The organism is Natronococcus sp. A-GB1 (assembly GCF_029688845.1).
GTDB lineage: Archaea > Halobacteriota > Halobacteria > Halobacteriales > Natrialbaceae > Natronococcus.
Genome location: NZ_JARUKW010000010.1, coordinates 52533 through 78110 on the forward strand (window position 1 = coordinate 52533; position 25578 = coordinate 78110).

34 protein-coding genes are annotated in these 25578 nt (G+C 64.5%); 22 read left to right on the plus strand and 12 right to left on the minus strand.

Going from position 1 to position 25578, the window contains the following annotated elements:
* Nucleotides 1-64 precede the first annotated feature (64 nt).
* The gene (locus QA600_RS12750; protein WP_278292441.1) at nucleotides 65-808 is read right to left on the minus strand and encodes a diphthine--ammonia ligase; all 744 of its coding nucleotides are present in this window, start codon (nucleotides 806-808) and stop codon (nucleotides 65-67) included.
* A gap of 103 nt (nucleotides 809-911) precedes the next feature.
* Between QA600_RS12750 and QA600_RS12755 the strand changes: the two genes are divergently transcribed.
* From QA600_RS12755 to QA600_RS12765, 3 genes are all read left to right on the plus strand, one after another.
* Nucleotides 912-1304 (plus strand): secondary thiamine-phosphate synthase enzyme YjbQ, encoded by a 393-nt coding sequence (locus tag QA600_RS12755; protein WP_278292324.1) that lies wholly within the window; start codon nucleotides 912-914, stop codon nucleotides 1302-1304.
* Nucleotides 1305-2501: 1197 nt separating this feature from the next.
* The gene (locus QA600_RS12760) at nucleotides 2502-2780 is read left to right on the plus strand and encodes an ArsR family transcriptional regulator (RefSeq protein WP_278292325.1); all 279 of its coding nucleotides are present in this window, start codon (nucleotides 2502-2504) and stop codon (nucleotides 2778-2780) included.
* Nucleotides 2781-2851: 71 nt separating this feature from the next.
* Nucleotides 2852-3328 carry a pyridoxamine 5'-phosphate oxidase family protein gene (locus tag QA600_RS12765; protein ID WP_278292326.1) on the plus strand — a complete coding sequence of 159 codons (477 nt, stop codon included), beginning with the start codon at nucleotides 2852-2854 and terminating at the stop codon, nucleotides 3326-3328.
* Between the two features lie 199 nt (nucleotides 3329-3527).
* Here QA600_RS12765 and QA600_RS12770 read toward each other — a convergent pair whose 3' ends face one another.
* On the minus strand, nucleotides 3528-4868 hold the full coding sequence (locus tag QA600_RS12770; RefSeq protein ID WP_278292327.1) for a TIGR00341 family protein: 1341 nt from the start codon (nucleotides 4866-4868) through the stop codon (nucleotides 3528-3530).
* Nucleotides 4869-4950: 82 nt separating this feature from the next.
* Nucleotides 4951-5385: a pyridoxamine 5'-phosphate oxidase family protein gene (locus QA600_RS12775; protein WP_278292328.1), complete on the minus strand. Its 435-nt coding sequence runs from the start codon at nucleotides 5383-5385 to the stop codon at nucleotides 4951-4953.
* Nucleotides 5386-5573: 188 nt separating this feature from the next.
* On the opposite strand from QA600_RS12775, the gene QA600_RS12780 reads away from it, so the two are divergent.
* From QA600_RS12780 to QA600_RS12790, 3 genes are all read left to right on the plus strand, one after another.
* Nucleotides 5574-6968, plus strand: coding sequence for a hemolysin family protein (locus tag QA600_RS12780; RefSeq protein ID WP_278292329.1), 1395 nt, complete (start codon nucleotides 5574-5576; stop codon nucleotides 6966-6968).
* Nucleotides 6969-7048: 80 nt separating this feature from the next.
* Nucleotides 7049-7453 carry a universal stress protein gene (locus QA600_RS12785; protein WP_278292330.1) on the plus strand — a complete coding sequence of 135 codons (405 nt, stop codon included), beginning with the start codon at nucleotides 7049-7051 and terminating at the stop codon, nucleotides 7451-7453.
* Between the two features lie 73 nt (nucleotides 7454-7526).
* Nucleotides 7527-7946, plus strand: a complete 420-nt coding sequence (locus tag QA600_RS12790) for a universal stress protein (protein WP_278292332.1) — start codon at nucleotides 7527-7529, stop codon at nucleotides 7944-7946.
* 48 nt (nucleotides 7947-7994) lie between these two features.
* On the opposite strand, the gene QA600_RS12795 is transcribed toward QA600_RS12790, so the two are convergent.
* Nucleotides 7995-8210, minus strand: a complete 216-nt coding sequence (locus QA600_RS12795; protein WP_278292333.1) for a hypothetical protein — start codon at nucleotides 8208-8210, stop codon at nucleotides 7995-7997.
* A gap of 49 nt (nucleotides 8211-8259) precedes the next feature.
* On the opposite strand from QA600_RS12795, the gene QA600_RS12800 reads away from it, so the two are divergent.
* The 3 genes from QA600_RS12800 (at nucleotide 8260) to QA600_RS12810 (ending at nucleotide 11234) form a co-directional block, all read left to right on the plus strand.
* Entirely contained in the window at nucleotides 8260-8730 is a 471-nt protein-coding gene (locus QA600_RS12800) for a universal stress protein (protein WP_278292334.1), read from the plus strand.
* Between the two features lie 492 nt (nucleotides 8731-9222).
* Entirely contained in the window at nucleotides 9223-10452 is a 1230-nt protein-coding gene (gene fer / locus QA600_RS12805) for a ferredoxin Fer (RefSeq protein ID WP_278292335.1), read from the plus strand.
* Nucleotides 10453-10688: 236 nt separating this feature from the next.
* On the plus strand, nucleotides 10689-11234 hold the full coding sequence (locus tag QA600_RS12810) for a hypothetical protein (RefSeq protein ID WP_278292336.1): 546 nt from the start codon (nucleotides 10689-10691) through the stop codon (nucleotides 11232-11234).
* 111 nt (nucleotides 11235-11345) lie between these two features.
* Here the strand turns inward: QA600_RS12810 and QA600_RS12815 are convergent, their stop codons facing one another.
* Together QA600_RS12815 and QA600_RS12820 are read right to left on the minus strand one after the other, a co-directional pair.
* Nucleotides 11346-12716 carry a chloride channel protein gene (locus QA600_RS12815; protein WP_278292337.1) on the minus strand — a complete coding sequence of 457 codons (1371 nt, stop codon included), beginning with the start codon at nucleotides 12714-12716 and terminating at the stop codon, nucleotides 11346-11348.
* A gap of 326 nt (nucleotides 12717-13042) precedes the next feature.
* On the minus strand, nucleotides 13043-13408 hold the full coding sequence (locus QA600_RS12820; protein ID WP_278292338.1) for a DUF542 domain-containing protein: 366 nt from the start codon (nucleotides 13406-13408) through the stop codon (nucleotides 13043-13045).
* Nucleotides 13409-13615: 207 nt separating this feature from the next.
* On the opposite strand from QA600_RS12820, the gene QA600_RS12825 reads away from it, so the two are divergent.
* Nucleotides 13616-14041, plus strand: a complete 426-nt coding sequence (locus QA600_RS12825; protein ID WP_278292339.1) for a universal stress protein — start codon at nucleotides 13616-13618, stop codon at nucleotides 14039-14041.
* Between the two features lie 53 nt (nucleotides 14042-14094).
* Here QA600_RS12825 and QA600_RS12830 read toward each other — a convergent pair whose 3' ends face one another.
* On the minus strand, nucleotides 14095-14244 hold the full coding sequence (locus tag QA600_RS12830) for a hypothetical protein (protein ID WP_005557342.1): 150 nt from the start codon (nucleotides 14242-14244) through the stop codon (nucleotides 14095-14097).
* A gap of 290 nt (nucleotides 14245-14534) precedes the next feature.
* Here QA600_RS12830 and QA600_RS12835 point away from each other — a divergent pair, with 290 nt between their 5' ends.
* From QA600_RS12835 to QA600_RS12845, 3 genes are all read left to right on the plus strand, one after another.
* Nucleotides 14535-14954 carry a VOC family protein gene (locus QA600_RS12835; protein ID WP_278292340.1) on the plus strand — a complete coding sequence of 140 codons (420 nt, stop codon included), beginning with the start codon at nucleotides 14535-14537 and terminating at the stop codon, nucleotides 14952-14954.
* A 38-nt stretch (nucleotides 14955-14992) separates the two neighbouring features.
* Nucleotides 14993-15448: a nucleoside deaminase gene (locus tag QA600_RS12840; protein WP_278292341.1), complete on the plus strand. Its 456-nt coding sequence runs from the start codon at nucleotides 14993-14995 to the stop codon at nucleotides 15446-15448.
* A 312-nt stretch (nucleotides 15449-15760) separates the two neighbouring features.
* Nucleotides 15761-16609: a glucose 1-dehydrogenase gene (locus QA600_RS12845; protein ID WP_278292342.1), complete on the plus strand. Its 849-nt coding sequence runs from the start codon at nucleotides 15761-15763 to the stop codon at nucleotides 16607-16609.
* Nucleotides 16610-16675: 66 nt separating this feature from the next.
* Here QA600_RS12845 and QA600_RS12850 read toward each other — a convergent pair whose 3' ends face one another.
* The gene (locus QA600_RS12850) at nucleotides 16676-17839 is read right to left on the minus strand and encodes an aminotransferase class I/II-fold pyridoxal phosphate-dependent enzyme (protein WP_278292343.1); all 1164 of its coding nucleotides are present in this window, start codon (nucleotides 17837-17839) and stop codon (nucleotides 16676-16678) included.
* Nucleotides 17840-18011: 172 nt separating this feature from the next.
* On the opposite strand from QA600_RS12850, the gene QA600_RS12855 reads away from it, so the two are divergent.
* Both QA600_RS12855 and QA600_RS12860 read left to right on the plus strand, forming a co-directional pair.
* Complete coding sequence (locus QA600_RS12855; protein WP_278292344.1) at nucleotides 18012-18605, plus strand: cupin domain-containing protein; 594 nt, start codon at nucleotides 18012-18014, stop codon at nucleotides 18603-18605.
* 108 nt (nucleotides 18606-18713) lie between these two features.
* On the plus strand, nucleotides 18714-18989 hold the full coding sequence (locus tag QA600_RS12860; protein WP_005557350.1) for a PadR family transcriptional regulator: 276 nt from the start codon (nucleotides 18714-18716) through the stop codon (nucleotides 18987-18989).
* Nucleotides 18990-19376: 387 nt separating this feature from the next.
* On the opposite strand, the gene QA600_RS12865 is transcribed toward QA600_RS12860, so the two are convergent.
* Entirely contained in the window at nucleotides 19377-19577 is a 201-nt protein-coding gene (locus QA600_RS12865) for a hypothetical protein (RefSeq protein WP_278292345.1), read from the minus strand.
* A gap of 180 nt (nucleotides 19578-19757) precedes the next feature.
* Here QA600_RS12865 and QA600_RS12870 point away from each other — a divergent pair, with 180 nt between their 5' ends.
* The 5 genes from QA600_RS12870 to QA600_RS12890 all read left to right on the plus strand — a co-directional run bounded on the left by QA600_RS12870 (nucleotide 19758) and on the right by QA600_RS12890 (nucleotide 23012).
* Entirely contained in the window at nucleotides 19758-21221 is a 1464-nt protein-coding gene (locus QA600_RS12870; RefSeq protein ID WP_278292346.1) for a TIGR00366 family protein, read from the plus strand.
* A gap of 124 nt (nucleotides 21222-21345) precedes the next feature.
* A complete protein-coding gene (locus QA600_RS12875; RefSeq protein WP_278292347.1) occupies nucleotides 21346-21498 on the plus strand; it encodes a hypothetical protein in 153 nt (50 codons plus the stop codon).
* Nucleotides 21499-21710: 212 nt separating this feature from the next.
* Complete coding sequence (locus QA600_RS12880; RefSeq protein WP_278292348.1) at nucleotides 21711-22043, plus strand: hypothetical protein; 333 nt, start codon at nucleotides 21711-21713, stop codon at nucleotides 22041-22043.
* Nucleotides 22044-22445: 402 nt separating this feature from the next.
* Nucleotides 22446-22721, plus strand: coding sequence for a helix-turn-helix transcriptional regulator (locus QA600_RS12885; RefSeq protein ID WP_278292349.1), 276 nt, complete (start codon nucleotides 22446-22448; stop codon nucleotides 22719-22721).
* 42 nt (nucleotides 22722-22763) lie between these two features.
* Complete coding sequence (locus QA600_RS12890) at nucleotides 22764-23012, plus strand: HalOD1 output domain-containing protein (protein WP_278292350.1); 249 nt, start codon at nucleotides 22764-22766, stop codon at nucleotides 23010-23012.
* Nucleotides 23013-23050: 38 nt separating this feature from the next.
* On the opposite strand, the gene QA600_RS12895 is transcribed toward QA600_RS12890, so the two are convergent.
* Both QA600_RS12895 and QA600_RS12900 read right to left on the minus strand, forming a co-directional pair.
* A complete protein-coding gene (locus tag QA600_RS12895; protein ID WP_005557360.1) occupies nucleotides 23051-23365 on the minus strand; it encodes a hypothetical protein in 315 nt (104 codons plus the stop codon).
* Between the two features lie 91 nt (nucleotides 23366-23456).
* On the minus strand, nucleotides 23457-24239 hold the full coding sequence (locus tag QA600_RS12900) for an aldolase/citrate lyase family protein (protein ID WP_278292352.1): 783 nt from the start codon (nucleotides 24237-24239) through the stop codon (nucleotides 23457-23459).
* Between the two features lie 127 nt (nucleotides 24240-24366).
* Between QA600_RS12900 and QA600_RS12905 the strand changes: the two genes are divergently transcribed.
* Nucleotides 24367-24567 carry a hypothetical protein gene (locus tag QA600_RS12905; RefSeq protein WP_278292353.1) on the plus strand — a complete coding sequence of 67 codons (201 nt, stop codon included), beginning with the start codon at nucleotides 24367-24369 and terminating at the stop codon, nucleotides 24565-24567.
* Between the two features lie 141 nt (nucleotides 24568-24708).
* Nucleotides 24709-25248, plus strand: a complete 540-nt coding sequence (locus QA600_RS12910; protein WP_278292354.1) for a TrmB family transcriptional regulator — start codon at nucleotides 24709-24711, stop codon at nucleotides 25246-25248.
* A 79-nt stretch (nucleotides 25249-25327) separates the two neighbouring features.
* Here the strand turns inward: QA600_RS12910 and QA600_RS12915 are convergent, their stop codons facing one another.
* On the minus strand, nucleotides 25328-25492 hold the full coding sequence (locus tag QA600_RS12915) for a hypothetical protein (RefSeq protein WP_278292355.1): 165 nt from the start codon (nucleotides 25490-25492) through the stop codon (nucleotides 25328-25330).
* Nucleotides 25493-25578 lie beyond the last annotated feature (86 nt).

Here is a 25578-nt window from a genome sequence, read left to right on the forward strand (position 1 = left end):
CGGTCGCCGAGTCGGGCCGGTGTCCCGCCAGGCGGGACGAGTTCCGTCAGCGACCCGGACGCCGTCACTCGAGCCGAGCGTCGGTGATCCGTAGTCGGCCCCACTCCCCGTCCCACTCCCGTTCGAACTCGAGCGCGATGGGTCGTGTCATATGCGGGCCGTCGGTGACGACCGTCTCGAACTCTCCGTTCTCACCCAGGACGTGGGTCCCCTGCTTGCGACGGAGGGCCTCCAGATCGGCCAGAGCGTCCCGATCCAGCCGTCGACCGAGCCAATCCGCGTCGAACCCCGGTGCGGAGACCTCGACGATCACGATCTCGAGGCCGCCGTCGATCATCTCAATCGCGAGCTCCCGCGGCTCCGCTCGCCACAGCGGCGCGAGAACGTCACAGCCGAGTCCGTCACAGAGCGATCGCAGGCGGTCGGCCTGGAACTCGCTTTCGACGACGCCGGCGACGACGCCCTCGAGGCCGCCGTCGAACGCGTCGTCGAGCCGTTCCAGCACCGCTTCCAGCGGCTCGAGCTCCCCGATGCTGTCCGTTGCGGGCGATTGCCCAATCTCTCGGAGATCTGGCGGTTCGAGATCGGTCGAAGGGAGCCCCGCATCGACTGTTGGAATACCGACACTCTGAACAGCCAGCCGTGTGACCGCCGTCGCCGGGGCGTGGTAGGCGTGACTCCCTTCCGGAGGGAGAACGACGACGAGCCGGCGAACGTCGCGACCTGCCTCCAGCGCCTGGTACAGCGCCCACGAGGAATCCTTTCCGCCGGAAAACAGCGCGACCCAGCCGCCGTTCGATGCGACCATGCGGGTCTTTCGTTCCCGCTCGGTAAACATCCGGGGGAGACGGGGCTCGAGCGCGGCCGTTCGCGGCGCCAGGCCTATCACGGAGTCGGTCGTCGAGTCGCCCATGCAGATCGACGTTCGAACGAACGAGCGGGTCGACATCGTCGACGTCACCGCCGACGTCAAAGACACACTCCCAGCGGACCTCGAGGACGGACTCTGCACCGCGTACGTTCCGCACACAACGGCCGGCGTGATCGTCAACGAGTGCGAGGACCGACTCCTCTCGGACCTCGAGGACGCACTCGAGCGCCTCGTCCCGCGCGGCGAGGGGTACGCCCACGACGCGATCGACGACAACGCGGATGCCCACCTTCGGGCGACGCTGCTCGGCGAGAGCGTCACGGTTCCGGTCGTCGACGGCGAGCTCGCGCTCGGGACCTGGCAGGCGATCCTGTTCGTCGACTGCGACGGCCCGAGGCAGCGTCGGCTTCGAGTGACGACCGTGTTGGACTGACGGGGCCGGAAGGGCGGCGTCGCTCTCGGATCTCAGCTGACGGCAGCGCGGGGTCCCCTTCCTCTGCGAGCGTCATCAGAACGCTTCGCGTTCTGAGTGGCAGTCAGAAATCTTCGATTTCTGACGACGCCCGGAGGCGCGAGCAGGGAGGGGAGGAAGCACGTGTGAGAATCAGTGAACACAGCGGTAAGCACACGCGCGGCGTACGCTGCGATACTGTCGTCCTCGCATACATCGGGGTCGGCAGGAGCCACCAGTAAACTGGCTCCCGTGGTGCGACGGCGGTGCCGTCGCACTCTGTACTCGGGAACGACGACCGCGAACGGGTTGAACTCCCGTTTCTCATCTGGGGATGGAGCGCGAGGACACCGGGAAGTAAATCGGCGGGACACTCTTCGTCGTCGACCGGAACGGGACGCGCAAACAACGCGCCTGCGTCGACGGCAGGACCGTAATAGGAAGCCAGGCCACGTCCATACATGGGGTCACGGGGCACAATGCCGTTGCGAGAAGGCCCCGCCCTCAAGGAGTGACCGACCGCCGCAAGGCGGTCGCTGCACTCGAACGACGTCCGTAAGCTTCTGGTACTCGTCGGCGAGCGGTTCGCTCGGGTCGTCGACGGCGATAATGGCGACGCTCCCGACGTCCCGATCGCGCATCGTCGCCGTGAGTTCATGGATCGAATCCTCGGTCGTGGCGGTGACGACGTCGCTTCGTGCGGGGTTTTCGACTCGTCCCGGCCTCTCTGGCCTCCACTCCCAGCACGACTATCTTTTAGAGAATCCCGCCGTTCACCGCAGGGAGGATGTCACATGGGTGTTCCCGGTTCCATCTACCCCGCTCGAACGTCGCTGCTCGAGGGCGATATCGCGAACGGGACCGACCGTGGTGACGGTCGGAGCAGGTTCGTTGGCTCGACGACGAACGTGTCCGGACGAGGCCTGGACCGGTGCGCAGATGTGGCTCGCGTCTCTCGTACGAAACGGTGAATTACGCAGGTACATATGTAACCGAATACCGATAACTATATTTTGGATGAAAGTTGCTGCGACCGCCATGGACTGCGATATACGATGTTTCCACCTCCTGGGAACTGGTGAGTGGTACTTTATCTACTGCGCCCCATAATGCTGCTAACAGATTATGGCTGAGTGTCCAATTCGCGACGAAGACGGGGTCGTGCGTCGTCGGTGTGAGGTGGACGAGATCCTTCGAGTGCTGGCCGACGAACGCCGTCGCGACATCGTTGCGGCGCTCGACGGAGCTGCCGAGAGCTGGATTACGACCGACGAGCTGTCCCGCTCCATCGGGGACGCCGGGTGGGAGGGCGAACTCTTCCACGTCCACTTGCCGATGCTCCGGGACGCAGGGCTTCTCGACTACGACGAACGCGAGGGCTTGATTCGGTACTACCGCTGTGACCTCGTCTCGGCGGTTCTCGATACGGTCGAACACGAAACCGCGTCCGTCCGATAGCCGTTCGACAGATCCCCACCGGCTGGAAATGAAGGGAGGGGTTTTTGTCGCTATCCGACGACCGATTCGGTATGTCAATCGACGAACTGCGGGAGTACGGTCTGGTCGAGATGGACGATGCCGAGATCCGAAACTTCCTCTCGTCTCGGAAGGCGGGCGTCCTTGGACTCCCGGACGACGAGGCGCCGTACCTTCTACCGCTGTCGTTCGGTTACGACGGCGATTCCCGGCTTTACTTCACTTACCTGCTCGGCTCGAGCAGCCGGAAGGAGTCGCTGACCGAGACCGCCAAGGCCGCGAGCTTCCTCGCCTTTTCCGTGGATACGATGTACAACTGGGAGAGCGTCCTCCTGACGGGACGGCTCTCCGCCGTTCCGGAGTCGTCGTGGGACGACCTCGAGGGGGTGCTAGACGACGCGTGGCGACCGGGTCTCTTCGAGTCGGCAGCACTCTCGGGATCGGTCGCTGTCTACGAGTTCCGGGTCGACGAGCAGAGGGGGATCAAACACCAGGGACTCCCACCTGCCTTCGAGCCGGCGGACGAGTAGCGATCGATGCCGCCTCTGTCGTCGATCCGCGGTGTCGGCCGTTCGACGGAGGCGACCGTCCCGCGGCCCGGCGATCGACCGTTCGGGGGTCGTCGATGGTGCAGTACGGAGCGACTGTGTGCTCGCCAGGGCGACCGGAACGAAGAGTGCTGGCACGTCTCGGCCGAGGCAGTGACCGAACGCGCTCGGCGCCGACGCGTCACCGATCGGAGGGCCCGGTAGAAACGACCACTCGCTCCTCCGGTTCCTCGCCGTGCTGTTCGGCGACGACGTACTGGACTTCGACGACGAGCGGATCGTCCGCGTGTGGCTCGATGCGCTCGTGGATCCGCTCGCTGAACTCCGGTGCCGGTGTCGGCTCGGCTCCGCTGATCGTAACGACGACGCGATCGATCGACCGAATCGGATAGTTGTCGTCGAGGAGTACCTCGACATCCGTGCGCTCGAGGTCGTCGTACTGCGGTTCTTCGAGCACCAACTCGACTTCGTTCTCCGCGGTCGATTTCAGCTGGGTCGTCTGGAACTCCAGCAGCGTGATGCCGGCGAGTGGAGCCGCGAGCACCAACAACGCGACCCCGAAGACCGTCGCGTATCTGATCGTCGGCTTCCGTGTCGGGGAAACCTCGAACAGCCCCTGTGGTCGGTAGCCAGCGATCCATAGCGTGGCCAGCGCGGCGGCGTTGATCGAGAGAACGTTGACGACGACGAGGACGAACGCACCCGCGGCCGCGCCGTACATCCCCCAGCCGGCAGTGATACCGACGGCGGCTGCGGGTGGGATGAGCGCCGCGGCGATCATCACGCCGACGATCGCCTCCGAGAACCCCCGCGTGAGACTCAGGATGCCGGCGACGCCAGCCCCGAGCGCGACCGCGAGCGAGAGCAGGTTCGGCGACACTCGCTCTTCGAGTTCGGCGACGACCACGATGTCGATACCCGCCGGCTCGAGTCCGCCGAGCCGAGCGAGAGACGCGAGCCCGATCGACGCGGCGATGACGACGGCGACGCCGACGACCTGGTAGCGAAAGCCGGTCGTTCGAAGGTCGTCGTCACCGGTGACGATGCCGACGTTGGCAGCGAGTGCGGGACCGAGCAAGGGGGCGATGACCATCGAACCGACGACGACCGCGGGCGAGTCCGCGAGCAACCCCGCCGTCGCGACGACGGCGCTGATCAACAACATCACGACGTAGATCGAAAACGCGGGCGTGAGCTCGTCGGCCTTCGTTCGAAGCACCTGTCTCGAGGTCCGTTCACCCCGTTGTCCGCCCCGACTGTACTGATCCAGCAACTCCTCAAACTCCTTGGAGACGACCGTCTCGGCGTTGATGACGACGACCCGTGCGTCGTCGAGTCCCGCCTCGTTCAGTCGGTCGAGGACCGACTCGACTGCGCGGGTCGGCACCGGGAACCTGACGACCGTATCGGCGCCGCGGGCGCTCGTTTCGTCGGTCACGACGTACTCGATCCCCTCAGCGTCGAGAACGTCGAGGACGGTCTCTCGTCGCTTCTCGGGTACTACGATCTCGAGGTACCGCATCGGAACGACTTGACGACGAACGACGGAATAATTCTAGGCTATCCGACCACGTTCGTACGGAAGCGACGGTCTCCGAACGTCCTCACTCGTGCAGAGCCACGCCCGACAGGTCTGCCGCCTGGAGTTCGTACCACTCGAGATCGACGTCGCCGGCCGAGACGTCGATATCTTTCGCCACGCGATAGTACCATGCCTCGAGGTCGTCGTCGACGTCGCTCTCGGAGAGCGGTTCGAACGATCCACTCAGAACCACGCTCGTCCAGTCGTGCGGTCCGTCCCACTCGTAGACGGTGAGACAGACCTCGTCGGTCGTCTCGAGGAACTCGCGTTTCTTGCTGTCGTCGGCGAACCCGAGGTCCATGATCGCTCGCTCTTCGTCCGCGTCGTACGCGAACGACATCGGGATGCCGTACGCCCGGCGGTCCTTCGAGAGACAGAGCACGCCCGTCGCTTGCTCGTTCAGGAACTCTGCGATCTCGTCCGCTGCCATCGTATGGCCGTACCACGTATCAGTCATTTCGGACACCAGCCGTCTATATCATGGACTCGCTTATAGAGGCTACAGGAACGTGTCTGCCAGTGTGAACGAACGATCGGACAAGTTCATCCGTTGAGGAACGGTATTCCCGTCCTCATTCGGTAGGGACGGCGTACGACACCGCCCTGCCGCGCCGCTTTTTCTACTGTTGTCTCGTACAGCAACCGATGGGACTGGAGACTGCGGGACCCCTCGAGCGAACTGTGACGTTCGCGCCAGTGGGATCGGAGCCTGTGGCCATGGCCGTCGCGACGATCGGGTTGGCGACTCCCGTTCCCGAGCTACCGCTGTGGCTCGTCACCGCCGCTGGCGTGCTTACGATCGCGATGCTGATGGCGGTCTCGGGGTTCTTTTCGTCCTCAGAAATCGCAATGTTCGCGCTGCCGAAGCATCGGCTCGACGTCCTCGTCGAGAGCGGCACGCCGAACGCACCCGTGGTCAAGGAACTCCGCGAAAACCCACACCGGCTGCTCGTCACGATCCTGGTTGGAAACAACGTCGCGAACGTCGCCATGTCAAGCGTCGCGACGGCGTTGCTCGGGCTCTACGTCACCGAGGGACAGGCCGTCCTGATCGCGACGTTCGGGATCACGTCGCTCGTGTTGCTCTTCAGTGAGAGCGCGCCGAAATCGTACGCGGTCGAAAACACCGAGTCGTGGGCACTTCGCGTCGCTCGGCCGATACGCTACGCGGAGTACCTGCTGTACCCGTTCGTCGTTCTGTTCGACAAGCTGACCCGCGTCGTCAACGGGTTCGTCGGCGCCGAAACGTCGATCGAGTCGGCCTACCTCACTCGCAGCGACCTCCAGGAGCTGATCGAGGCGGGAGAGCGCGCCGGAGCCATCGAGCCCGACGAACGCGACCGGTTGCGCCGCACGTTCAGGTTCGACGAGACGCCGGTGAGCGCGATCATGGTTCCCCGTCCGGACGTCGTGGCGGTGTCGACTGCAGACTCGCTCGAAACTGCGCTCCAGACCTGTGCGCACAGCGGGTTCACCCACCTCCCGGTGTACGACGAGAGTCTCGACACCGTCGTCGGGACGGTCCACGTGTGTGACCTGCTCCGGGAGCGGGACTACGGCGCGCGCGAACCGGACGAGCTCGGGCTCGCGGACGTGATGCAGCCGACGGTACACGTCCCCGAGACCATGCCGGCCGACGAGGTGCTCGCGGAGATGCAGCGTGCGCAGGTCCATCTGGCCGTCGTCATCGACGAGTTCGGAACGACAGAGGGGATCGTCACCACGGAGGATCCAACCGAGGTGATCACCGGTGAGATCCTCGGCCCCCGCGAACCGGCCCCGATCCGCCTCGTCGACGAGCGGACGGTCATCGTTCGCGGCGACGTCCCCGTCGCGTTGGTCAACGAAACGCTCGATCTCTCCCTCCCCGAGGCGGCGACGTTCGACACCGTAGCCGGACTCGTCCTCGACCGAGCCGGACACCTCCCCGAGGACGGCGATCGGATCGCCTGCGACGACGTCACGATCACCGTCGAGGACGTCGCCGACAGACGGATCGTCAGCGTTCGGCTCACTCGGCCGGCTGCCAGCGGGCGGTAGCCGGGATGGAGCCGTACCGACTCGAGCCGTCGGTACTACGGCAACTTATTTGGTCGAATCGGTGGTGGGACCCCTACAGTATGTACGAGACAGTTCTCGTCGCGACCGACGGCAGCGACCCGGCGAACCGTGCAGTCGACGCAGCGGTCGATATCGCGTCGACGTTCGACGCCGCGCTGTATGCCGTTTCGGTCGTCGACACCAGCCGATACGGCGACTCGATGTTGTCCGGAACGGAACGCCTTGTCGATGACCTGCGAGAGCGGGCCGACGACGTCCTCGAGGACGTCACGACGCGGGCCGGCGTCGACGTGACGACCGAACTCCGGCAGGGCCGTCCGCACGAGGAGATCGGTGCGTACGCCGACTCCATCGACGCGGATCTGGTCGTGTTCGGTAACCGCGGCCGCGGTGCCAGTGACGAAATCGGCAGCACTGCGGAACGCGTCGTCAGGTACGTCGACCGACCGACGCTCACGGTCTGACCGCTCCGTCGTCGACCTGTAAGCTCGCCCGGTATTAGCTATTTGGCAGCCTTCGACGTGAAGTTCCACGCCAATGTACGATACGATCCTCGTTCCGACCGACGGAAGCGATCCGGCGAACAGAGCGGTCGAACACGCACTGATCCTTGCGGACAGATACGGCGCCGATCTGCACGCGATGTACTGCGTCGAGACGCACCGGTATGGCGAACCCGCACTGAGCAGCACGGAACTCATCGTCGACAACCTCGAGGACCAGGGCGCCGCCATGCTCGAGGAGATCAGCGACCGAGCTGACAGCTCCGGAATCGACTGTCGCTGGAACGTCTGTCACGGCCGTCCGTGGGAAGAGGTTCGCAAGAAGGGGGCGAAGATCGACGCCGACCTGATCGTGATCGGTTACCAGGGACAGAGCCACACGCGAACGGATCGGATCGGCAGCGTCGCCGAGCGGATCGTTCGAACCGCGGATCGTCCGGTGTTGACCGCCTGACCGTTCCGATCGGGTGCCGACTCCTCGCCCGCGGTGGGAGTCGAGACGTTACCCGAAGGAACCCGTCAGCGCAAGTACGAACAGGAACGCGTGCCAGACGATCGCCGCTGCCGCCCGCTTTGGCTGCGCAGTCGGCAGGGACGGATTCCGAAACATTGCGTTGTAGACGAATACGGTCGCGACGAGCGCGCCGTAAAACACCCCGACAGATGAAGAGCCCTCGGCCGTTCTGGGAACCGAGAACGCAACCGACGGGTCTCCCACTCGTCCGAACACCCAGTGGCTACTTGTTCGAACGCGGGGTATGGGACGTATGACTCGGACCGTCCTCGTCCCGACGGAAGGGTCGCCGCTCTCGATGAAAGCCCTCGAGACGGCGTTGACCGACTATCCGGACGCCGATATCGTTGTCTGCCACGTCATGGACCCGATCGGATCGGGTCTCAGCCTCCTTGACGTGATGCGGCCGACGTTCGACGACGGCTCTCCGCCAGGATCGGTGTCGCCGGAGTACTGGCGCGAGTGGCACAAGAGAGCGGAATCGAAGGCCCAGGCGGTCTTCGACGACGCGCGAGAGATCGCGGCCGAACACGACCGAAGCGTCGAGACCGTCCTCGAGTTCGGCGAACCCGACGATGTCATCCTCGAGTACGCCGAGGGTCACGATATCGACCGGATCGTCATGGGGAGTCACTGTCGAACCGGCGCGGAACGGTTCCTGTTAGGTAGCGTCGCGGAGACCGTCGTCAAACGAGCACCGGTCCCTGTCCTGATCGTCCGGTGACGGCCGCGGCCGACCGAAACGAGTGGACCGCAGTTAGCGCCGATGCGATTCGATTTCGTCGTGGAACGATAGTTCACGCTCGGTGGGTTGCCGGCCGTTTCCGTTCCGGTCCAGGAGTTTGACGGACTCACAGCGATCACACCGAAGCGGATAGACCGGTCCGCTATCCTGTGTGAGGACGACCTCGTGGTTCCACGGGTGGCTCCACCAATGACCGTACAGACGGCATTGCCATTTCATACCATGACATGGGCCGTCGCGGTACTTAACCTCCTCCCACGCTCGATAGCGTACGATTCTTGGATGGGGATCGGAGGATTGCGCGTTTCTTCAGCGTTCGCGGGACGCGTTGCGTCTTGGTGTCAATCAGACTCCTCGACACGAACCTCAGCTTTGGACGCGGTGCAGGCGCTCCAGTTACACCGACACGTGGCAGTAACCGTGGGGACACCCCTAGAGGTTCTTTGGGACGAGCATGGTAGGGGCCGTGCGATGTACGACACGATTCTCGTACCGACCGACGGAAGTCCGGTGGCAGAAGACGCTGGAACGTACGCGATCCGACTCGCGGAGCGCTTCGACGCGGCGCTCCACGCCGTCTCGGTACTGGAGCGAGGACTCGTCGGCGGCGACGACGAAGACGAGGGCGAACAGGCCGTCGACCAACTGGTCGACCGAGCACAGGACCGAGGTCTCGAGGTGACACGCGAACTCCGCGAGGGGGACGGCGACGTTCACGAAGAGATCCTCTCGTCGGCCGACGAGCGCGATGCGGACCTGATTGCGATGGGGACGACCGGTCGCGGCGGACTCGGCCGATTCCTGCTGGGCAGCGTCGCCGAGCAGACGCTTCGGGAGTCGCCCGTCCCGGTCGCGACCGTCCACGAAGAGACATCCCTCGAAGACGAGTTCGAACGCGTCCTGGTACCGACCGACGGGAGCCACAGCGCGGCGACCGCCCTCGAGCACGCCGTCGACCTCGCAGTCGAAACGGGGGCCCGACTCCACGTCGTTCACGTCAGTGACGAGGGAGACGTCGACGGAACCGAGACGATCGACCTCTCGAGCGACGACGAACTCGGCCTCGAACCGGTCGACGACGCGCTCGAGCGACTGCGCGAGTCGCCGCTGGAGACCGTCGACGTCTCGGTTCCCGACGGTCGAGTCGACCAGGAGATTCTGTCGGTCGCGGCCACGCACGACGCAGACTGCGTCGTGATGGGGACCCACGGCGAGACCGGCTTGCGGCGATACCTCCTCGGGAGTTCGACCGAGCGGGTCGTCCGCTTTGCCGGCGTGCCGGTGATCGGAGTCAGTGCTCCTCGGACCGAGGCCGCAACCGTCGAGTACCTCGACTATCGGGTCGTCGACGAACGAGGGTGGGCGCTCGAGGACGACAACCTCCTCGAGCGCGCTGCGGACGCCGGTCTCGACGAGACGGCACACGGCACCTTCGAGGTGTCGCGCGACGAGTACGTCCTCGACGCGGCCGAGGTGGCCGGTCACGACTGGCCGTTTCACTGCCGGGCCGGCGGCTGCGTGAACTGTACCGCCGTGCTGCTCGAGGGGGGACTCGAGATGGACGTCCAGCGAAGTCTCTCCGAGGAAGAAGTGGAGAACCACGACATGCGACTGACCTGCGTCGCGACGCCGACGAGTGACTCGATCGCGCTCGTCTACAACGCCAAGTACCTCGACCGGCTTCAGGACCGCGTCGTCTGACTGACTCGGCATAACCATACCACCGTGGATCTCACGTCGCGCTGTCACCTACTTCGGGCTGGTAGTGGGGACTGCTCCCGCGATTAACGTCGTGGGCGTCCCTCGCTGAAGGTGAGGCCCACGTCTGCCGAGAGAGGATTCGGAATGCCACTCTGCACGCGACCGTGAGGGACGGGAACAGTTTTATCTGAGTGATCGGTGTCCGTTCGGCAACGGACACGTGATATTGAGGTGTCATGACATCTGATACTAACAACGAGCTCACCCATCATCTGGGCGTAGCGATCGGCAGCATCGTCGTGGCGGTTCTGCTGTGGGGCATCGGATACCGCGGCCAGCGAGTCGTCGCTGCCGTTCCCTTTTTCATCCTGTTTGTCGTACTGGTTATCGGCCCGCTGGTCCGTATCAGGCCGTCGATCAGGCGTCGGTTTTCCGGGAACTTCCCCGTGAACTGGCGATCGGAACTGGGGATCTGGTTTGCGATCTGGTCGGTCGTCCACGTACTGTTCGTCTTCTGGGCACGCGACTGGGACGTCATCGGCTATCTCGTCGACATGAGTCCATGGGCGTTCGGTGCCAGCGTGGCCGTCCTCATCGCGATCGTGCTGGCGTTTACGTCCAACAACAGAGCCTACGACTACCTCGAACCGAAAGCCCCGAAGTGGCACCAGAGCCACGGCACGTACGTCATCTTCTGGCTCGTGGCCGTCCACGGCTACGATCGAGCGAACCTCCGACCGTACGAAGAGATGGGGTTCCCTCGGACGATCCGCTCCACCTGATTTACCTCGCGATGATCGTCATCGTCGTCGCCCTCCACGTGGTCGCGTTCATAGCGGTCGTCTCCGAGTACCGGAAGACCGGCGAGTATCCACCGGACCTGTAGCCCTCGCTCAGAACAACCGCCTCGAGTCGACCTCGATGCCGCGCTCGAGGAGCCCGATCGTGTAGATGCTCCCCTCGCTCGCGCGCCGGGACAGTGCCGTGCTGATGAGACAGGCGATCACGAGCGGCGGAACGATCCGGACGTCGCCGGTCAGTTCGTACACGACGACGATCGCCGTCAGTGGTGCGTGTGACGCGCCAGCGAAGACAGCGCCCATACCGACGGCAGCGTAGGTCGTCGGCTCGGCGACGGGTACGGGAACCGTCTCGTTCAGTAGCGTCCCGTAGACCGTGCCGGTCATCGCGCCGACGTAGAGCGCGGGTGCGAAGATACCGCCAGAACCGCCGCTCCCGAGTGTGAGGCTCGTTGCAACGATCTTTGCAACCCCGAGCGCGACGACGACCTCGAGGGCGAACGCACCGACGAGCGCGTCCTGGATCACCGGGTAGCCGACGCCGTAGACCTGCGGAACCGAGAGCGCGAGGACGCCGAGACAGAGTCCCCCCAGCGCCGGCTTCAGGCCGGTGGGAAGAGGGAGCCGCTCGAACCCGTTCTCGACGGCGTAGAGGGAGTTCGCGAAGGCGAGCGCCACGGCCGCGCCGACGACGCCGAGACCGACGTACGCGGCGCCCTCCCAGGGACTCTCCACCGAGATCGGCGGGACCGAGAAGATCGGATCCGGCAGGCCGACGATAACGTTCGCCGTCGCGGTCCCGACCACTGCGGCGATCGCGATCGGTGGGACGTTCTCCCTCGTGACGCGCCCGAGCAAGACTTCCCAGGCGAAGATCATCCCGCCGATCGGGGCGTTGAACGTCCCGCCCAGCCCTGCGCCGGCCCCGGCCGCCAGCAACACCGACGTCTGGGGATCGGGCAGGTCGAGGCGGTTGCCGACGGCGGCGCCGATCGTTCCGCCGATCTGGACGATCGGTCCCTCGCGACCGGTCGCGCCACCGGAGCCGATACAGACCGCCGACGCGACTGCCTTCGCCGGAACGATGTTCAGCGGGAGCCGTCCACGCTTCCGCTCGATCGCCTCGATCACTTCCGGCACACCCTCACCTCTCACTAGACCGCCGCCGCTGTAGCTGGCGATCAGCCCGACGAACGCACCACCGATGGCAGGTGCGAGGATCCGATAGTACCAGGGGAGATCGGCGGCGCGCTCGAGCAGCGCCGCCTGCGACGTCGCCCCGGCGAAGAACAGTGCCGTGAACCCGATCAGCAGGTACTGGAAGGCGACGGCGCCGAGCCCGCCGGCGATCCCGACGAGGACGCCGAGAACGAACAGCCGGCCACGAAACGACGTTTCGATCCCCTCGACGAGGCGGAGGCCGACCGAGGAGAGGACGTCGGAGAGGATACGGATTGGGGACATACTGGCGCGGCTACGCGCTGGAATCTGCGGCCGCGGAACCCTTTACAACGACCGCGGGAATGAAACCCGAACCTACACTCGCCGTCGGAAGACGTTCACTCGAGATAACTGGTTTCGAACGCCGTCCGGTCAGCCGACGTGACTTTGCTCTCAGTGTCAACACACGTTCATTATCCGGTCGGTGGAACCTGCCGTATGTCCAGCGGAACGTACGGCGTCGAGATGGACGATGAGGAGGTGGCGACGTTCCTCGAGAGCCAGGGCGTCGGGACGCTCCACGAATTCTCCTCGGCCGAAGAGCCCTGGCCGGCGGGACTGTTCGCGGCCTACTCGAAGATCGCCTCGAGTTCGGGATGGGCGTCGCCGTGGACGCGGGCGACCTTGCGGACGGTCCGCTCGAGGGATAGGAGTTCGGCGCGCAGGTAGTCGTGGTGGGTTTCGACGACGTCGTCGACGAGTTCGGTGATCGACGCCTCGGCCGGAGCGAGTTCGTCGGTCGAATCGGTCGTTGCCAGTCGCTCGAGGACGGCCTCGACCTCGAGGCCGTTCTCCTCGCCGGCCCGCCGCAGTGAGGTGTCGCCGCCACAGCAGTAGTCGATACCGAGCGATTCGAAGACGGCCGCGAACTCGGAATGGTCGCCGACGAGCCGTCCGAGCGGGGCTTCGGGGTCGATCGTTGTGGTCGTGGTCATAGTAGTGGGATCCGTTCGTCCGCGTTGTACGTAGCCCGTCCATCCGCTCGTCGAAGCCGCTTCTCCCGAATAGGTTCGCCTCGGAGACGACCGATCGTGAACGTGCGTTGCTTGGCGGCCGTTCGACCGGTATCGTTGTTCGGGCCGAATCCCAGCGACTGGGGCTAACGACCCTTTCTTATACCAATAGCCGACGTACTGTCGCGTATGACCGAACGCATCCTCCTCGCGTACGACGGCTCGGAGCCGTCCGAACAGGCACTTGAGTACGCCCTCGAGACGTTTCCGGACGCCGAGATCACCGCGCTGTACGTCGTTCCGGCACCCAGAGGCTACTGGGCGTCGTTCGAGGAACCGGAAGACAGGGTTCCAAACGCCGAAAAGGCCAAAGAGCGGGGACGAAAATTCCTCGACGAGGCCAGCGAAACGGCGTCGGCACACGACCGCGAGATCGAGACCGAGATGATCATCGGCGAACCGAACCACGTCATCGTCGGCCAGGCGGTCGACGGCGAGTACGACTCCATCGTTATCGGCAGCCACGGCCGCGAGGGTGTCTCGCGGATCCTGCTGGGCAGCGTCGCGGAGACCGTCGTCCGTCGCTCGCCGACGCCGGTCGTCGTCGTTCGCTAACCGGTCGCGAACGCGACGACGGCCGATCTCGAGTCCGGGTGCTCGAGGAGAGTTTACAACGTTCGAAACGAGGTCCCGCCGCAGGAACAGCCGCGACGCGATCCGATGGGACGGATCTCCCCGTCCTCCGAGAGCCGGGCGGCGACCGCCTTCCCACAGTTCTCACAGACCGCGGCCGTCTTCGATCGAGTATCCGTCGTCATTACCGGTTCCGATGGCCTTGATTGTGTTAAGCCGACCGAGAAGGCGACCGTAGTGACGAGGCTGCCGTTACGGCAGTAACAACAGCAGCCCTTCCGATTCGCGATCGAACCGTTCTCGCGTCGAGGCACCGTCACGGTACGTGTCGGGAGAGCCACTGATGCAACGATAGCCGGATCGGCTGCCCGAGCACGGGAGAGTCCCGATCGACGAAACCCATCCTTCGACCCGGACGAGGACGTGACGATCCGTCCGCCAGTAACTTAATCGGGAAGCCCGAACAGTGACACTCATGGAACCCGAGTCGTTCTTCCACGTCGCGATCAAGGTCGAGGAGCCGGAGTCCGCCGCGGAGTTCTACCGCGAGCACCTGGACGCAGAGATCCTCGAGCGTCGCCGAGCGGCGGAGTCGGACGACCAGTTCGCCGTCGACGCGGTCGTCCTCGGCATCGCCGACAAGCGCGTCTACCTCTTCGATAAAGCGCCCTACGAGGCCGCGGGGCTCGTCGAGGAGCAGCCGCTCGGCTTCCTTCACTTCGGCTACGTCGTCGAGGACGGCATCGAGGAGACGTTCGCGCGACTGGCCGACGACGGCGTCGAAATTGTCATGGAGCCCGCGGTCTACGGCGACAAGCGAATCGCCTTCTTCGTCGCGCCCGGCGACGTACGGATCGAACTCATCGAGTACCTCGAGAACGACTCGAGCGAGTAGGCCGATCCCTTTTGCCGTCGCCGCGCGAACGCGACTCCATGGATGCCGACGACTTCGACCACGATGCTCACATGCACGACGCGCTCGAACTCGCCCGCGAGGCCGCCACTCGAGGGGATCGACCGTTCGGCAGCGTCCTCGTCCGCGACGACGAAGTCGTCATGTCCGAGTCGAACCGCGTAGTGACCGAAGACGACGTTCGCCGCCACCCCGAGCTCCATCTCGCCTACCGCGCGTGTCGGGAGCTCGAGCCCGAGGATCGAGCCGAGACGGTCATGTACACCAGCACGGAGCCGTGTCCGATGTGTGCCGGCGGGATGATCCGTGCGGGGTTCGATCGGGCCGTCTACAGCGTCGGCGGCGACGAGATCTGCGAGTTCACCGGCCACGAGCCGCCGGTTCGCGCGGCGACGATTCTCGAGGACGTCACCGACGTCGTCGGACCTGTGCTGAACGAGGAGGGTCGGCGGGTCCACGAAACCTTCGACTGGTGAGCGACGGGAGACTGACCGTCGACGGGACTGACCGTTGATTTCGGTCGCCTTCCGATCGTATCCGGCGTCCGTTCTCCCGTGATCGGTGTCTCTCGACTCAGCCTCCTTCGAAATCTGCTTAACGCTTTAATCTTGGTAAGAAATCTAAGACTCTTATATTAGACTCTCACCTAAGTTAGTAAGGTAACTTTGCCGCCGATACCGAAGACTCGCTACGCGACGATGCGTCCCTTCTATCTCCCCAAATATCTCCTTTCCGACGTATCGCGTATCAGCGTCCGTTCCGTCTCGGGAGGCTCACCCGGAGGATTCGTGTTCCAACGACGAACCGGGCTCAACGCGCAGGCCGTGACGATCGAGTTCGCGGACGTGATCACGACTCCGCCCGCGGCGGTCGGAACAGGCAAGTCGTCCCGACCGACAGTTCGAGGCGTGCCAGCCACAGTCGTCACCGGATCGTCCAGAGGTATCGGGAAGGCAATCGCGCTTCGGTTCGCCGACGACGGCTACGACGTCGCTGTCAACTACCGCTCAAGCGAGGACGCCGCCGAACGGGTTGCCGATGAGATCCGCGACCGGGGCCAGGAAGCGATCGTCGTCGGAGCCGACGTCTCGGATTCCGATGCTGCAGCCCGGTTGGTCGACGCCGCAGCCGACGCGTTCGGCGGGATAGATCACGTCGTCAACAACGCCGGAATCGACCAGCACGTCCGGACCGAAGATCTCGAGCCCGACGATTTCGATCGGATCATGGACGTCAACGTCAACTCGGCGTTCAACGTCACGAAGGCAGCGCTTCCCTATCTCCGGGAGTCGGCCGACGAGCCGTCGGTGACGAAGGTCTCCTCGATTCTCGCCCACACGGGTGCGGCGATCGAGTGCCACTACGCCTCCTCGAAGGGAGCGCTGCTCTCGCTGACCCGGAGCCACGCGTCGGATTTCGCTCCCGAGATTCGCGTGAACGCGGTCGCGCCGGGCCACGTCGAGACGGACATGACGAGCGACCGAACGCCCGACGAAAAGCGCGAGGAGCTGGCGGCGATCCCCGTCGATCGGTACGGTCGGCCCGAGGATATCGCCGAGGCGGTCGCCTACCTTCGCGACGCCACGTTCGTCACGGGCGAGACGCTGAACGTAAACGGCGGCGAGCGAATGGGGTAATAAGTAGCCACTGAACGTCGGTGCCACCCGATCGCACGAGGCTGTGCAATCGGTGTGCAAACAGTTTCAGCTGGTACGATAGGTTTGGAGCCCCTCCTCGAGCCGATCGAACCCTTCCCGGAGCCGATCCTCGGAGTTGGCGAAGGAGAGACGGAGTCGTTCCGGTGCCGTCTCGCCGAACCCGGTTCCAGGGGCGAGCACGACGCCGTGTTCCCGCAGCAGGTGGTTGGCGATCGGGAGGCTGTCGTCGTCGATTCCGGGATCGAGGAAGGCGTAGAACGCACCCTCGGGTCGCGGACACGAAAGGCCGTCGATCTCGGCGACCCGATCGACGACGAGGTCCCGGCGTCGGCGAAACGCCTCGTGCATCTCCTCGAAGGGCTTCTGTGGTCCCGTGAGCGCGGCGATCGCGGCGTGCTGGGCGACGCTCGAGGCGCAGGCGGTCGTCGACTCGCGGATCTTGACGACCTCGTCGATCAGGTGGTCGTCGCCCGCGAGCCAGCCCAGCCGCCAGCCGGTCATTGCGTACGCCTTCGAGCAGGAGCCGACCGTCAGCACGTGTTCGGGGTGGTCGGTGTAGGACGCGATCCCCTCGGCCTCGCCGTCGTACGTAAGTCCGAGGTACACCTCGTCGGCGATCACGTAGGCGTCGTGGTCCGCCGCAGCCTCGACGACTGCCCGACACGCCTCGGGGTCGAACACGCGACCGGTCGGGTTCGAGGGGGTGGTGAGCACGACCGCCGCGGTGTCGTCGCTCATCGCCTCGATCACGCGGTCGGCCTCGAGGGCGAACCCCGACGCGGCCGACAGCGGGACCTCGCGGAACGTTCCGTCGGCCAGCAGCGCCTGGGTCTCGTAGTTCGGCCAGGTCGGTCCGGGGACGAGGACCTCCTCTCCGGGCGAGACGGTCGCCAGCACCGCGAGGTGGAGCGCCTCCATCCCGCCGGTGGTGACGACGATCTCGTCGGGCTCGTGTTCGACGCCGAACTCGCCGGAGAGCGTGTCGCTGATCGCACGCCGGCACTCGGGAAGGCCCGCGTTGGACGTGTAGTGGGTCGCTCCCTCCCGGGCGGCGCGTGCCGCGGCGTCGATGACGTGTTCGGGGGTGTCGAAGTCGGGTTCCCCGACCTCGAGGCGAACGAGGTCGCCGTCGTGTCGCTCCGCGAGATCGAACATGACGCGGATGCTCGAGCGCTCGGCTCGACGAACCCGCTCCGTTGGTGTCGGCATACCCCATACCACAGAGATCGACGGCAAAAGGAATCGGATGCCGGAAATCGCTGCGACGTTTCGTCCCCGCGAGCGACGACGTCGGGCGGTTGCGATCGCCGACTGCTGTCCGAGCGTTTCCGGCCAAGTACTATGCGCATTGGTATTGCACCACTTACTGAGGTGTGATCCGATGGAGATACCTGATCACGACAGCGCGGAACGGACGCTCGAGACCAGCTTTGGCGAGCGGTTCGCCCTTCGGGACACCGCGGCGGACACCGACGGGAAGCTGTTGCGGATCGAAACGACCCTCGACCCCGGCGTGAAACGTCCGCTCCACAGCCACCCCGACCAACAGGAGCGGTTCGTCGTCCACGAGGGGAGGCTCGGACTGGCCGTCGAGGACGAGGAGTTCGTGCTGGAACCGGGCGAGGAAACAACGGTCGCCGCCGGGACGCCGCACACGTTCTGGAACGTCGGCGACGGCAAGCTCCGCATGACGACCGAACACCGGCCAGCGCTGCGATTCGAGGAGTTCCTCCGGTCGATGGTCGCGCTCGACCGCGAGGGCGGGCTCGACGCTGAGGGGATGCCCGCCAACCCGCTCGCGGGTGCGGCGCTGCTCCACGAGTTTCGCCACGAGATGCGGCCGGCGGACGTTCCGACCCCGGTTCGACGCGTGGTCGTTCCCGTCCTCGCGGCGGTCGCCAGCGTGTTCGGCTACGGCGTTCCCGACGACTCGCGGTCGACCGCCGGAAGCGCCGCGTCGACGCGTTCCCCCTGATACCGCGTCGCCGGTCAAACCCGGTCCGCGATCACTTTCATAGCCCGTGGACATACAACGCGAGGCGGGAAAGCTATCAAATACATATTCGTTGAATTCTCCGACGAGATGGACGACCTCACCGGGTTCCAGCGAGACCTCCTGTACGTGATCGCGGGCGCCGACCAACCCTCCGGCCAGGATATCAAATCGGAGATCGAACAGTACTACAGCGCCGAGATCAACCACGGTCGGCTGTACCCGAACCTCGACACCCTGGTCAACAAGGGGCTCGTCGAGAAGGGCGAACTCGACCGACGGACGAACTACTACGCGATCACCGACGACGGCGAGCGGACGATCCGCAACCGTCGGGAGTGGGAACAACAGTACGCCGATTCGTAGGATCGTCGCTCCCGCGGCCATCGGGTCCGACCTGGAGAGCCCCCTCAGTCGCGGTTGCAGACGATACTTGGACGTAGCGTCCGCCGTGTCGACACGCGGGACTCCACGGACGTCGCTCGGTCAGTACCGAGGACGTCCGCGACCCCACCTACGGTAGCGTCTCGCGGCCGCTGGAAGCGCCCCGTCTCGAGTGCGGTTTGCAACACCTCACCCTGTCGGTCGGCGAGGCGGCCCGATCGGCGTGACCGAGCGTCGAACCGGAATCCCGTCGTCTCCGGACGAACGATTCGTTCGCCGGACGCCCCCGCGTACCGGGAGCGAAGCTCCGTGAGCACGGGTCGGATCTCGCTCGAGAGGCAGCAGTACACGCCGCCGTCGACCTGCCGATCACGCCGTCCACGTGTCGCTCCACTCCGACTGTGGGATCCTGACCCGCGTTTCGGCGTCGTCTTCGCCGACCGGTTTGACGACGACGGCGCTGACCTTCCCGACGGAGGACAGCTCCTTCTCGACGATTTCGTACTCGTTCCCCTCACCTCGAATGTCGTGGACGGTGTCGCCGACCTCGTACGAACTCAGGTCTTCCATCGATAGCTGTTCGCACTTCTCCAAGGTAAGCGCATCGGCGGTCCGACCGTGTCGCGTCCGCGTACGAATCGCCGACTGGCGAACCGAGCGGACGACACGAATCGCCTGCGTACGTGTTAGCGGGCTAAACGGTATCCGAACCATATTATTTATCCTCGGAGTTGCGTACACGTAGTCTGTATGTCCGAAAGTGACACAGGGGGGTCCGCTATCGAGCGGTTCGGGTACGGGCTCTCGAGTATCGTCGAGCGGTGGATGCCGAGTCCGTTCCTGTTCGCAATCTTGCTCACGTATCTGGTCTTCGCGGCCGGGCTCGTGTTGAATCAAACCGGGACGATCGAGCCGCCGAACGGTGGCGGGGCGGTCGGTCCGGTCGATATGATCGAGTTCTGGTTCGGCGGATTCTGGGGCTTTCTCGACTTCTCGATGCAGATGGTCGTAATTCTGATGACCGGGTTCGTGCTCGCGTACCATCCGGCCGCCAACAGGCTCCTCGTCCGGCTCGCCCAACTCCCCAACAGCCCCGCACAGGCGGTCGTGCTCGTCGCCGGATTCTCGATGGCCGTCGCCTGGATTCACTGGGGGTTCAGCCTCATTCTGGGCGCGATCTTCGCCCGCGAGATGGGAAAGGTCGCCCACGAGGAGGGGATCGACGTCCACTATCCGCTGCTGTGTGTCGCGGGGTACATGGGACTGGGTCTGACCTGGCACTGGGGGTGGTCCGGATCGGCGCCGCTGTTGCTCACCGATGAGACGGAGGTCGGCGAGGGGACGGCCTTCGCCATGGTCCCCGAGCCGGTTCCGGTGACGGAGACGATTCTTCATCCCTACACGATCACGCTGACGGTGCTCTCGATCCTCTTTGCGGTTACCGTCCTCTACCTCATCACGCCGTCCGGAGAGCGAGCACGAGGTATCACCGAGTACATTCCGGAAGAAGAACTGTACGAGACGGCGAGCGACGGCGGTGAAGACGTCGTGGAGTCTGCGCAGTCCGACGAGATGGTCCCGGCCGAGCGCATCAACAACAGCCGCGTTCTCGGCGGACTCTTCGCGCTCACCGGAGTCGCGTACGTCGTCTGGGTACTCGTCACTGAGGGGATCGAACTGTGGGACCTCAACACGATCAACTTCGCGTTCCTGATGGCCGGGATACTGGTCTGGACGAATCCCTCCACGTACCGTGACAAGTTCGGCGAGGCGTCGTCGGCAGCCGCCGGTATCATCTTGCTGTTTCCCTTCTTCGCCGGGATCCAGGGAATGATGGCGGATTCGGGTCTCGCCGGTGCGCTCGCCGAACTCATCATCGGGCTCTCGACCCCCGAGACGTTCCCGATCTTCGCGTGGCTGGCGGCGGCGGTCCTCAACCTGTTCGTCCCTTCCGGCGGGGGCCAGTGGATCGTTATGGGTCCCTCGATCCTCGAGGCTGCCGACCAGCTCGGCGTCGAGTTCGGGCACGCGACGATGGCCTTTGCCGTCGGCGAGGCACACACGAACCTGCTGAACCCGTTCTGGGCGATCCCGCTGCTGGCCATCACTCGCATCAAGGCTCGCGAGATGTTCGGGTACGCGGCCGTGATGTTGCTCGCCCTGTTCCCGTTCCTGACGGTCGTCCTCTACGTCCTCCCGTACGGGATGTTCTGAGCGACTGTCGCGACCTTTTTTGTCCGTGACCAGACGGGGATCAAGCTCGGTCGACCGACGCGTGGGATCACTACCCACCGTACTGTGGATCGCCCGATATGTGCGCTCCTCCCCTCTTTCGAGTATGGGATCCGATCCGGATCGGTACGAGTTCGTGTGTCCGAGCTGTCGGGAGGACGTCGTCGTCGATTCGATGGTACAAGCCGAGCTTCTCGGCAGGGGGTGTCTCTTCTGCCGGGCGGACGTCGCCGAGACGGATTTCGGCCCCGTCGACTGAACGGTCCTGTGGGATGCGGTCCCCTCCCGTCGGATGACGAGCCACTCGATCTCTCTCAAGAATGCGGGTGTGGCGGCTGACGCGAGCGCGTCCCCGTTCGCCGCGTCTGCATCCAGGATCCCGTCCCATCGATTGCCGACGACCGGTCGCGGAGCCGCGACGAGTTGCCGACCGGCAGTACAGCCAAGTCGCCGGCCGGTCTACGTTCCGGCATGGTCACCGACTCCAACCGCGACGAGACGTCCGACTCGGACGAGACGGAGACTCTCGACCTCGAGCGACCGGAGGCGATCCAGTTTGGCGTCACGCGCGGCGAGAACGACCTCGAGATCGGTCCGCCGCGGGACTACCCCGATCGGGCCGACGTCTCGGTTCGCCAATCCGGCGACGACGTCGTCCTGAGCGTCGACGCGATGGCGGGCGATCATGGCACGGGCCACGTCGACGCGACGCTGACCCCCGAGGAGGCTCGTCGCCTATCTGACCGCCTGACCGAGACGGCTCGCCGGACGGCCGAAGACGACTCGAGGGAGAACGGTGACTGAGCCGTAGCGGCGCCCCGGGCCGTCCTTGAACGATCGTTTTCGTAGTTCTACTTGCCGACAGTTACGCCGTACTGTCGAGTGGTCGTCGCTAGCTGCTCCGCTATCGGGACGCTGCCGGCTACCGGAGCTGTCGAGACCTGGCGTTCAGGGAGGGCAATACCGATACCTGTGGGCCCTGAACGGCCGAAATACGCTCCGCCTTTCGATCGGGTAGTATCTCCGTTCGAGGGCCGAACGACGCAATTCCTCCGCGATGCCGACAGCGGTGAGTACGTTACGAGGGCTGTCCCGTTTGCTCGCGGGCGACGGTAGTACCGCCGTCATAAGGAAACAACGTTTACTATCCCAAACAGTCTCTAAGACGCACATAACAAACTACTCACCTGTAGTCGTTCTCATAGCATGGACGACCTCACGGGATTCCAGCGAGACCTCCTCTATGTGATCGCGGGTGCCGAACGGCCGTCGGGCCAGGAGATCAAAGCGGAGATCGAGCAGTACTACAGCGCCGACATCAACCACGGCCGGCTGTACCCGAACCTCGATACGGTCGTCAACAAGGACCTCGTCGAGAAGGGGCAACTCGATCGCCGGACGAACTACTACGAACTCACCGAGACCGGAGAGCAGGCGATCGAGGACCGTCTGGAGTGGGTCTCCCGGTACACCGAGAAATAATCAACCGAAAGTATTTACGAAATAATATGGTTCCAGAGAACAATGACTGAAACACTCACCAAGGCTGGTACCGAGATACACGAACGGATCGTCGTCGGGGTCGCGACGCTCGAGAACGTCGATCCGGTGGCGCTCCCACCGCTGTTCGACGCGGTCGATCCCGACGCGCTCGAGGCGATATTCGCGGATCCCGAGAGCGAAGCGGTGCGGATCGGGACGGTCGAGTTCCCGTACGCCGGACACACGATCCGCATCGAGTTCGACGACGAACCGGTCGTCAGAATCGACTGAGTTCGACCCCGAGCGGTGGAGACGTCAAAACCGCGCGCTCAATCGTAGCTCAGACTATCTAGCGTGTAGCGATCGACCGTGTGGTTTCGGTCGACGACGAGGACTGGACCGTCCGCTCCCTGCTCGAGTTCACACCCGAGGTCGCCGAGATTCCCTGGGTTGAGCGAGGCCGGTGGTTCGTCGAGCGTGAAATTGAGGGTGCCGGTGTTTCCGCGGACCCGTTCGGGTTTTTTCGCGGCCGCGTGGATCCGGTTTCCGTTCTGTTTCACGTCGATCGTTCCGGTAAACTCCCAGGTGTCGTCGTTGTACCGAATCTGCTCGCCGTCGAGTTCCCGAAGATGTGCCTCGACCATGGGAGGACATGATCCGCGGTGACTATAGTCGTTGGGCCGAGAGCGGCGGCTCTCGGGATTCGTTCCCGCGAGGCCGTTTCTCTGCCTGGACTCAGTCCGAGCCGTCGCCAGCGGTCGTCGACTCGAACGTCTCGCGCGCGGCGTCGCTCCCCTCCGCGAGGTAGCACAGGTCCGCGCCGGCGATCGCGAAGTCGACGCCGGCGTCGATCCAGCGCCGCATCTCCTCGTCGTCGGTCGCGAGCATCCCAACTGGCTTCCCGGCTCCGTGGGCAGCCTCCAGGATCGACTCGAGTGCCGACTGGAACCGTTCGTGGTCCCACTGGCCGAAGACGTCCAGCGACGCAGAGAGGTCGCCGTGGCCGACGATAATCGCGTCTACGCCGTCGACCGAGACGATCTCCGTGGCGTTCTCGACGCCGCGTTCGGTCTCGATCTGGACGATCGTCGTCAGCTCCCCGTTCGCGCGCTCGACGTACTCGCCGAACGCTCGGCCGTAGTCGGACGCTCGAGCGGGAGCCGCCCCGCGACTCCCTTCCGGCGGGTATCGCATCGCGTCAACGACTCGTTCGGCCTCTTCGGCCGTCTCGATCCTCGGTATCATCAGTCCGTCGACGCCGAGGTCGAGCACGCGCTTGATTCGGGTCCGATCGTTCCCCGGAACGCGAACGATCGCCGCGACCGCCTCGTCGAGCGCCTCGATCGCCCGGAGCATGTTCGCGACGGTCTCGAGGCCGAGAGCCGTGTGTTCGGTGTCGATAACGACGAAATCGAACCCTCGAGCGCAGAGCTCCGCGACGGTCGGATGGCCGATCGAGATCCAGTTTCCGACCGAGCGGGCGTCCCTCGTCAGCAACGGCTGTGATCGATCCTCCATGCGACTCCGTCTCCTCGACGCCAGTTGAACGCAGGGGATGCGGAAACTCGACCCGATACCCTCCGGAGCTCGAACCGGATCCGCGCCGACACAAAGGATATAATGAAATAACAGCAGTGTTCCCGGTATGCACTCCAAAACGTTCTCGAGGTTCCTGTCGACGGCGTTGCTTCTGGCGATGCTTGCGGTTTCGATCGCGGCGATCGTCTCGCCTCCGGATCCGTTCACGCTCGTTCTGTACTCGCTACCGCTGTTGCTGCTCACCTCAGTGACCGCCTACCTGGTCACGTACGGTCGGCGGAGTACGGTTCGCGGAAAGAGAGCGTGAATTACGGTGTCGACCCCGTTTGAAGGCCTGCTAGCGGTAGTCTCTCTTTCACCAAGCACAGCTCTTCGACTGTAGCCACTTCGTCGGTATTAGCGAACTGATAACCACAATCCGTATAACTGAACGACCGTTTGTGCAAGTATGGACGAAATCGATCTGAGCAACAGTCAGCGGCTGACGATAACGACGCTGATCAACGAGTACCAGGCGACCGGCGAACCGGTGAACGCCCGCGCCCTCGCGGACGAAACCGGTCGGAACGCGGGTACGGTCCGGAATCAGATGCGGACGCTCACCTCGATCGGACTCGCCGAGGGGATCGCCGGGCCGAAGGGCGGATACGAACCGACCGACGCCGCCTACCGAATCCTCGGTCGCCGGCAGCTGGACGACGCCGAAACCGTCACCCTCGCCAGCGAGTACGACCGCGTCGACGCGACGGTCGACGAGATCGATTTCACGAACGTTCATCACCCCGACCTCTGCCGAGCGCAGCTCCACTTCCAGCAGTCGGTCCGCGACCTCGAGGAGGGGGATCCGATCGTCGTCGGTCCCTCTCCGGTCTCGAGTCTCGTCGTCGTCGGCGAGATCACGGCTATCGAGGAGACGAACAACGTGGTGATCGTCGACGTCGAGGAGCTTCAGGCCCCGCTTCGGGACGATCCGTCGACGTCGTCCTGATCGTCGACTCCTCGCGAGAACGACCGCTGTGGGAGTTGATCTGCCCCTTCCTCGTCGGAGCCCGTAGCGCTCGAGTCGCTCAGGGAACGTCGTACTCCCCGCTCTCGTACTCCGCGATCTCGATGGAGCCACAGCACGAACAGGTCCACTCGTTCGTCTCGAGCACCGTGCCGCAGTTCCGACACTCGTAGACCACGGCAGCGCTCCCCGAGAGACGCTTTTTTACTGCCGTGAAAATAGACATATATTCTGATACTCAGTGGGATAGTAAACACTGCTGCTTTCAGCTGCCTGCTCCTCCGGTAGCGGTCGTTTGCCGCCGAACGCTCG

Bases quoted from the DNA above. Each gene is read 5' to 3' on its own strand.
- QA600_RS12765 (WP_278292326.1), top strand. From the start codon at position 2,852: ATGTCAATCGACGAACTGCGGGAGTACGGTCTGGTCGAGATGGACGAT.
- QA600_RS12880 (WP_278292348.1), top strand. From the start codon at position 21,711: ATGGTCACCGACTCCAACCGCGACGAGACGTCCGACTCGGACGAGACG.
- QA600_RS12915 (WP_278292355.1), bottom strand. From the start codon at position 25,492: ATGTCTATTTTCACGGCAGTAAAAAAGCGTCTCTCGGGGAGCGCTGCC.
- fer (WP_278292335.1), top strand. From the start codon at position 9,223: ATGTACGACACGATTCTCGTACCGACCGACGGAAGTCCGGTGGCAGAA.
- QA600_RS12815 (WP_278292337.1), bottom strand. From the start codon at position 12,716: ATGTCCCCAATCCGTATCCTCTCCGACGTCCTCTCCTCGGTCGGCCTC.
- QA600_RS12830 (WP_005557342.1), bottom strand. From the start codon at position 14,244: ATGACGACGGATACTCGATCGAAGACGGCCGCGGTCTGTGAGAACTGT.
- QA600_RS12865 (WP_278292345.1), bottom strand. From the start codon at position 19,577: ATGGAAGACCTGAGTTCGTACGAGGTCGGCGACACCGTCCACGACATT.
- QA600_RS12840 (WP_278292341.1), top strand. From the start codon at position 14,993: ATGGATGCCGACGACTTCGACCACGATGCTCACATGCACGACGCGCTC.
- QA600_RS12750 (WP_278292441.1), bottom strand. From the start codon at position 808: ATGGTCGCATCGAACGGCGGCTGGGTCGCGCTGTTTTCCGGCGGAAAG.
- QA600_RS12905 (WP_278292353.1), top strand. From the start codon at position 24,367: ATGCACTCCAAAACGTTCTCGAGGTTCCTGTCGACGGCGTTGCTTCTG.
- QA600_RS12810 (WP_278292336.1), top strand. From the start codon at position 10,689: ATGACATCTGATACTAACAACGAGCTCACCCATCATCTGGGCGTAGCG.
- QA600_RS12910 (WP_278292354.1), top strand. From the start codon at position 24,709: ATGGACGAAATCGATCTGAGCAACAGTCAGCGGCTGACGATAACGACG.
- QA600_RS12755 (WP_278292324.1), top strand. From the start codon at position 912: ATGCAGATCGACGTTCGAACGAACGAGCGGGTCGACATCGTCGACGTC.
- QA600_RS12875 (WP_278292347.1), top strand. From the start codon at position 21,346: ATGGGATCCGATCCGGATCGGTACGAGTTCGTGTGTCCGAGCTGTCGG.
- QA600_RS12775 (WP_278292328.1), bottom strand. From the start codon at position 5,385: ATGACTGATACGTGGTACGGCCATACGATGGCAGCGGACGAGATCGCA.
- QA600_RS12890 (WP_278292350.1), top strand. From the start codon at position 22,764: ATGACTGAAACACTCACCAAGGCTGGTACCGAGATACACGAACGGATC.
- QA600_RS12820 (WP_278292338.1), bottom strand. From the start codon at position 13,408: ATGACCACGACCACAACGATCGACCCCGAAGCCCCGCTCGGACGGCTC.
- QA600_RS12870 (WP_278292346.1), top strand. From the start codon at position 19,758: ATGTCCGAAAGTGACACAGGGGGGTCCGCTATCGAGCGGTTCGGGTAC.
- QA600_RS12785 (WP_278292330.1), top strand. From the start codon at position 7,049: ATGTACGAGACAGTTCTCGTCGCGACCGACGGCAGCGACCCGGCGAAC.
- QA600_RS12885 (WP_278292349.1), top strand. From the start codon at position 22,446: ATGGACGACCTCACGGGATTCCAGCGAGACCTCCTCTATGTGATCGCG.
- QA600_RS12835 (WP_278292340.1), top strand. From the start codon at position 14,535: ATGGAACCCGAGTCGTTCTTCCACGTCGCGATCAAGGTCGAGGAGCCG.
- QA600_RS12895 (WP_005557360.1), bottom strand. From the start codon at position 23,365: ATGGTCGAGGCACATCTTCGGGAACTCGACGGCGAGCAGATTCGGTAC.
- QA600_RS12780 (WP_278292329.1), top strand. From the start codon at position 5,574: ATGGGACTGGAGACTGCGGGACCCCTCGAGCGAACTGTGACGTTCGCG.
- QA600_RS12770 (WP_278292327.1), bottom strand. From the start codon at position 4,868: ATGCGGTACCTCGAGATCGTAGTACCCGAGAAGCGACGAGAGACCGTC.
- QA600_RS12860 (WP_005557350.1), top strand. From the start codon at position 18,714: ATGGACGACCTCACCGGGTTCCAGCGAGACCTCCTGTACGTGATCGCG.
- QA600_RS12900 (WP_278292352.1), bottom strand. From the start codon at position 24,239: ATGGAGGATCGATCACAGCCGTTGCTGACGAGGGACGCCCGCTCGGTC.
- QA600_RS12790 (WP_278292332.1), top strand. From the start codon at position 7,527: ATGTACGATACGATCCTCGTTCCGACCGACGGAAGCGATCCGGCGAAC.
- QA600_RS12850 (WP_278292343.1), bottom strand. From the start codon at position 17,839: ATGCCGACACCAACGGAGCGGGTTCGTCGAGCCGAGCGCTCGAGCATC.
- QA600_RS12825 (WP_278292339.1), top strand. From the start codon at position 13,616: ATGACCGAACGCATCCTCCTCGCGTACGACGGCTCGGAGCCGTCCGAA.
- QA600_RS12855 (WP_278292344.1), top strand. From the start codon at position 18,012: ATGGAGATACCTGATCACGACAGCGCGGAACGGACGCTCGAGACCAGC.
- QA600_RS12800 (WP_278292334.1), top strand. From the start codon at position 8,260: ATGACTCGGACCGTCCTCGTCCCGACGGAAGGGTCGCCGCTCTCGATG.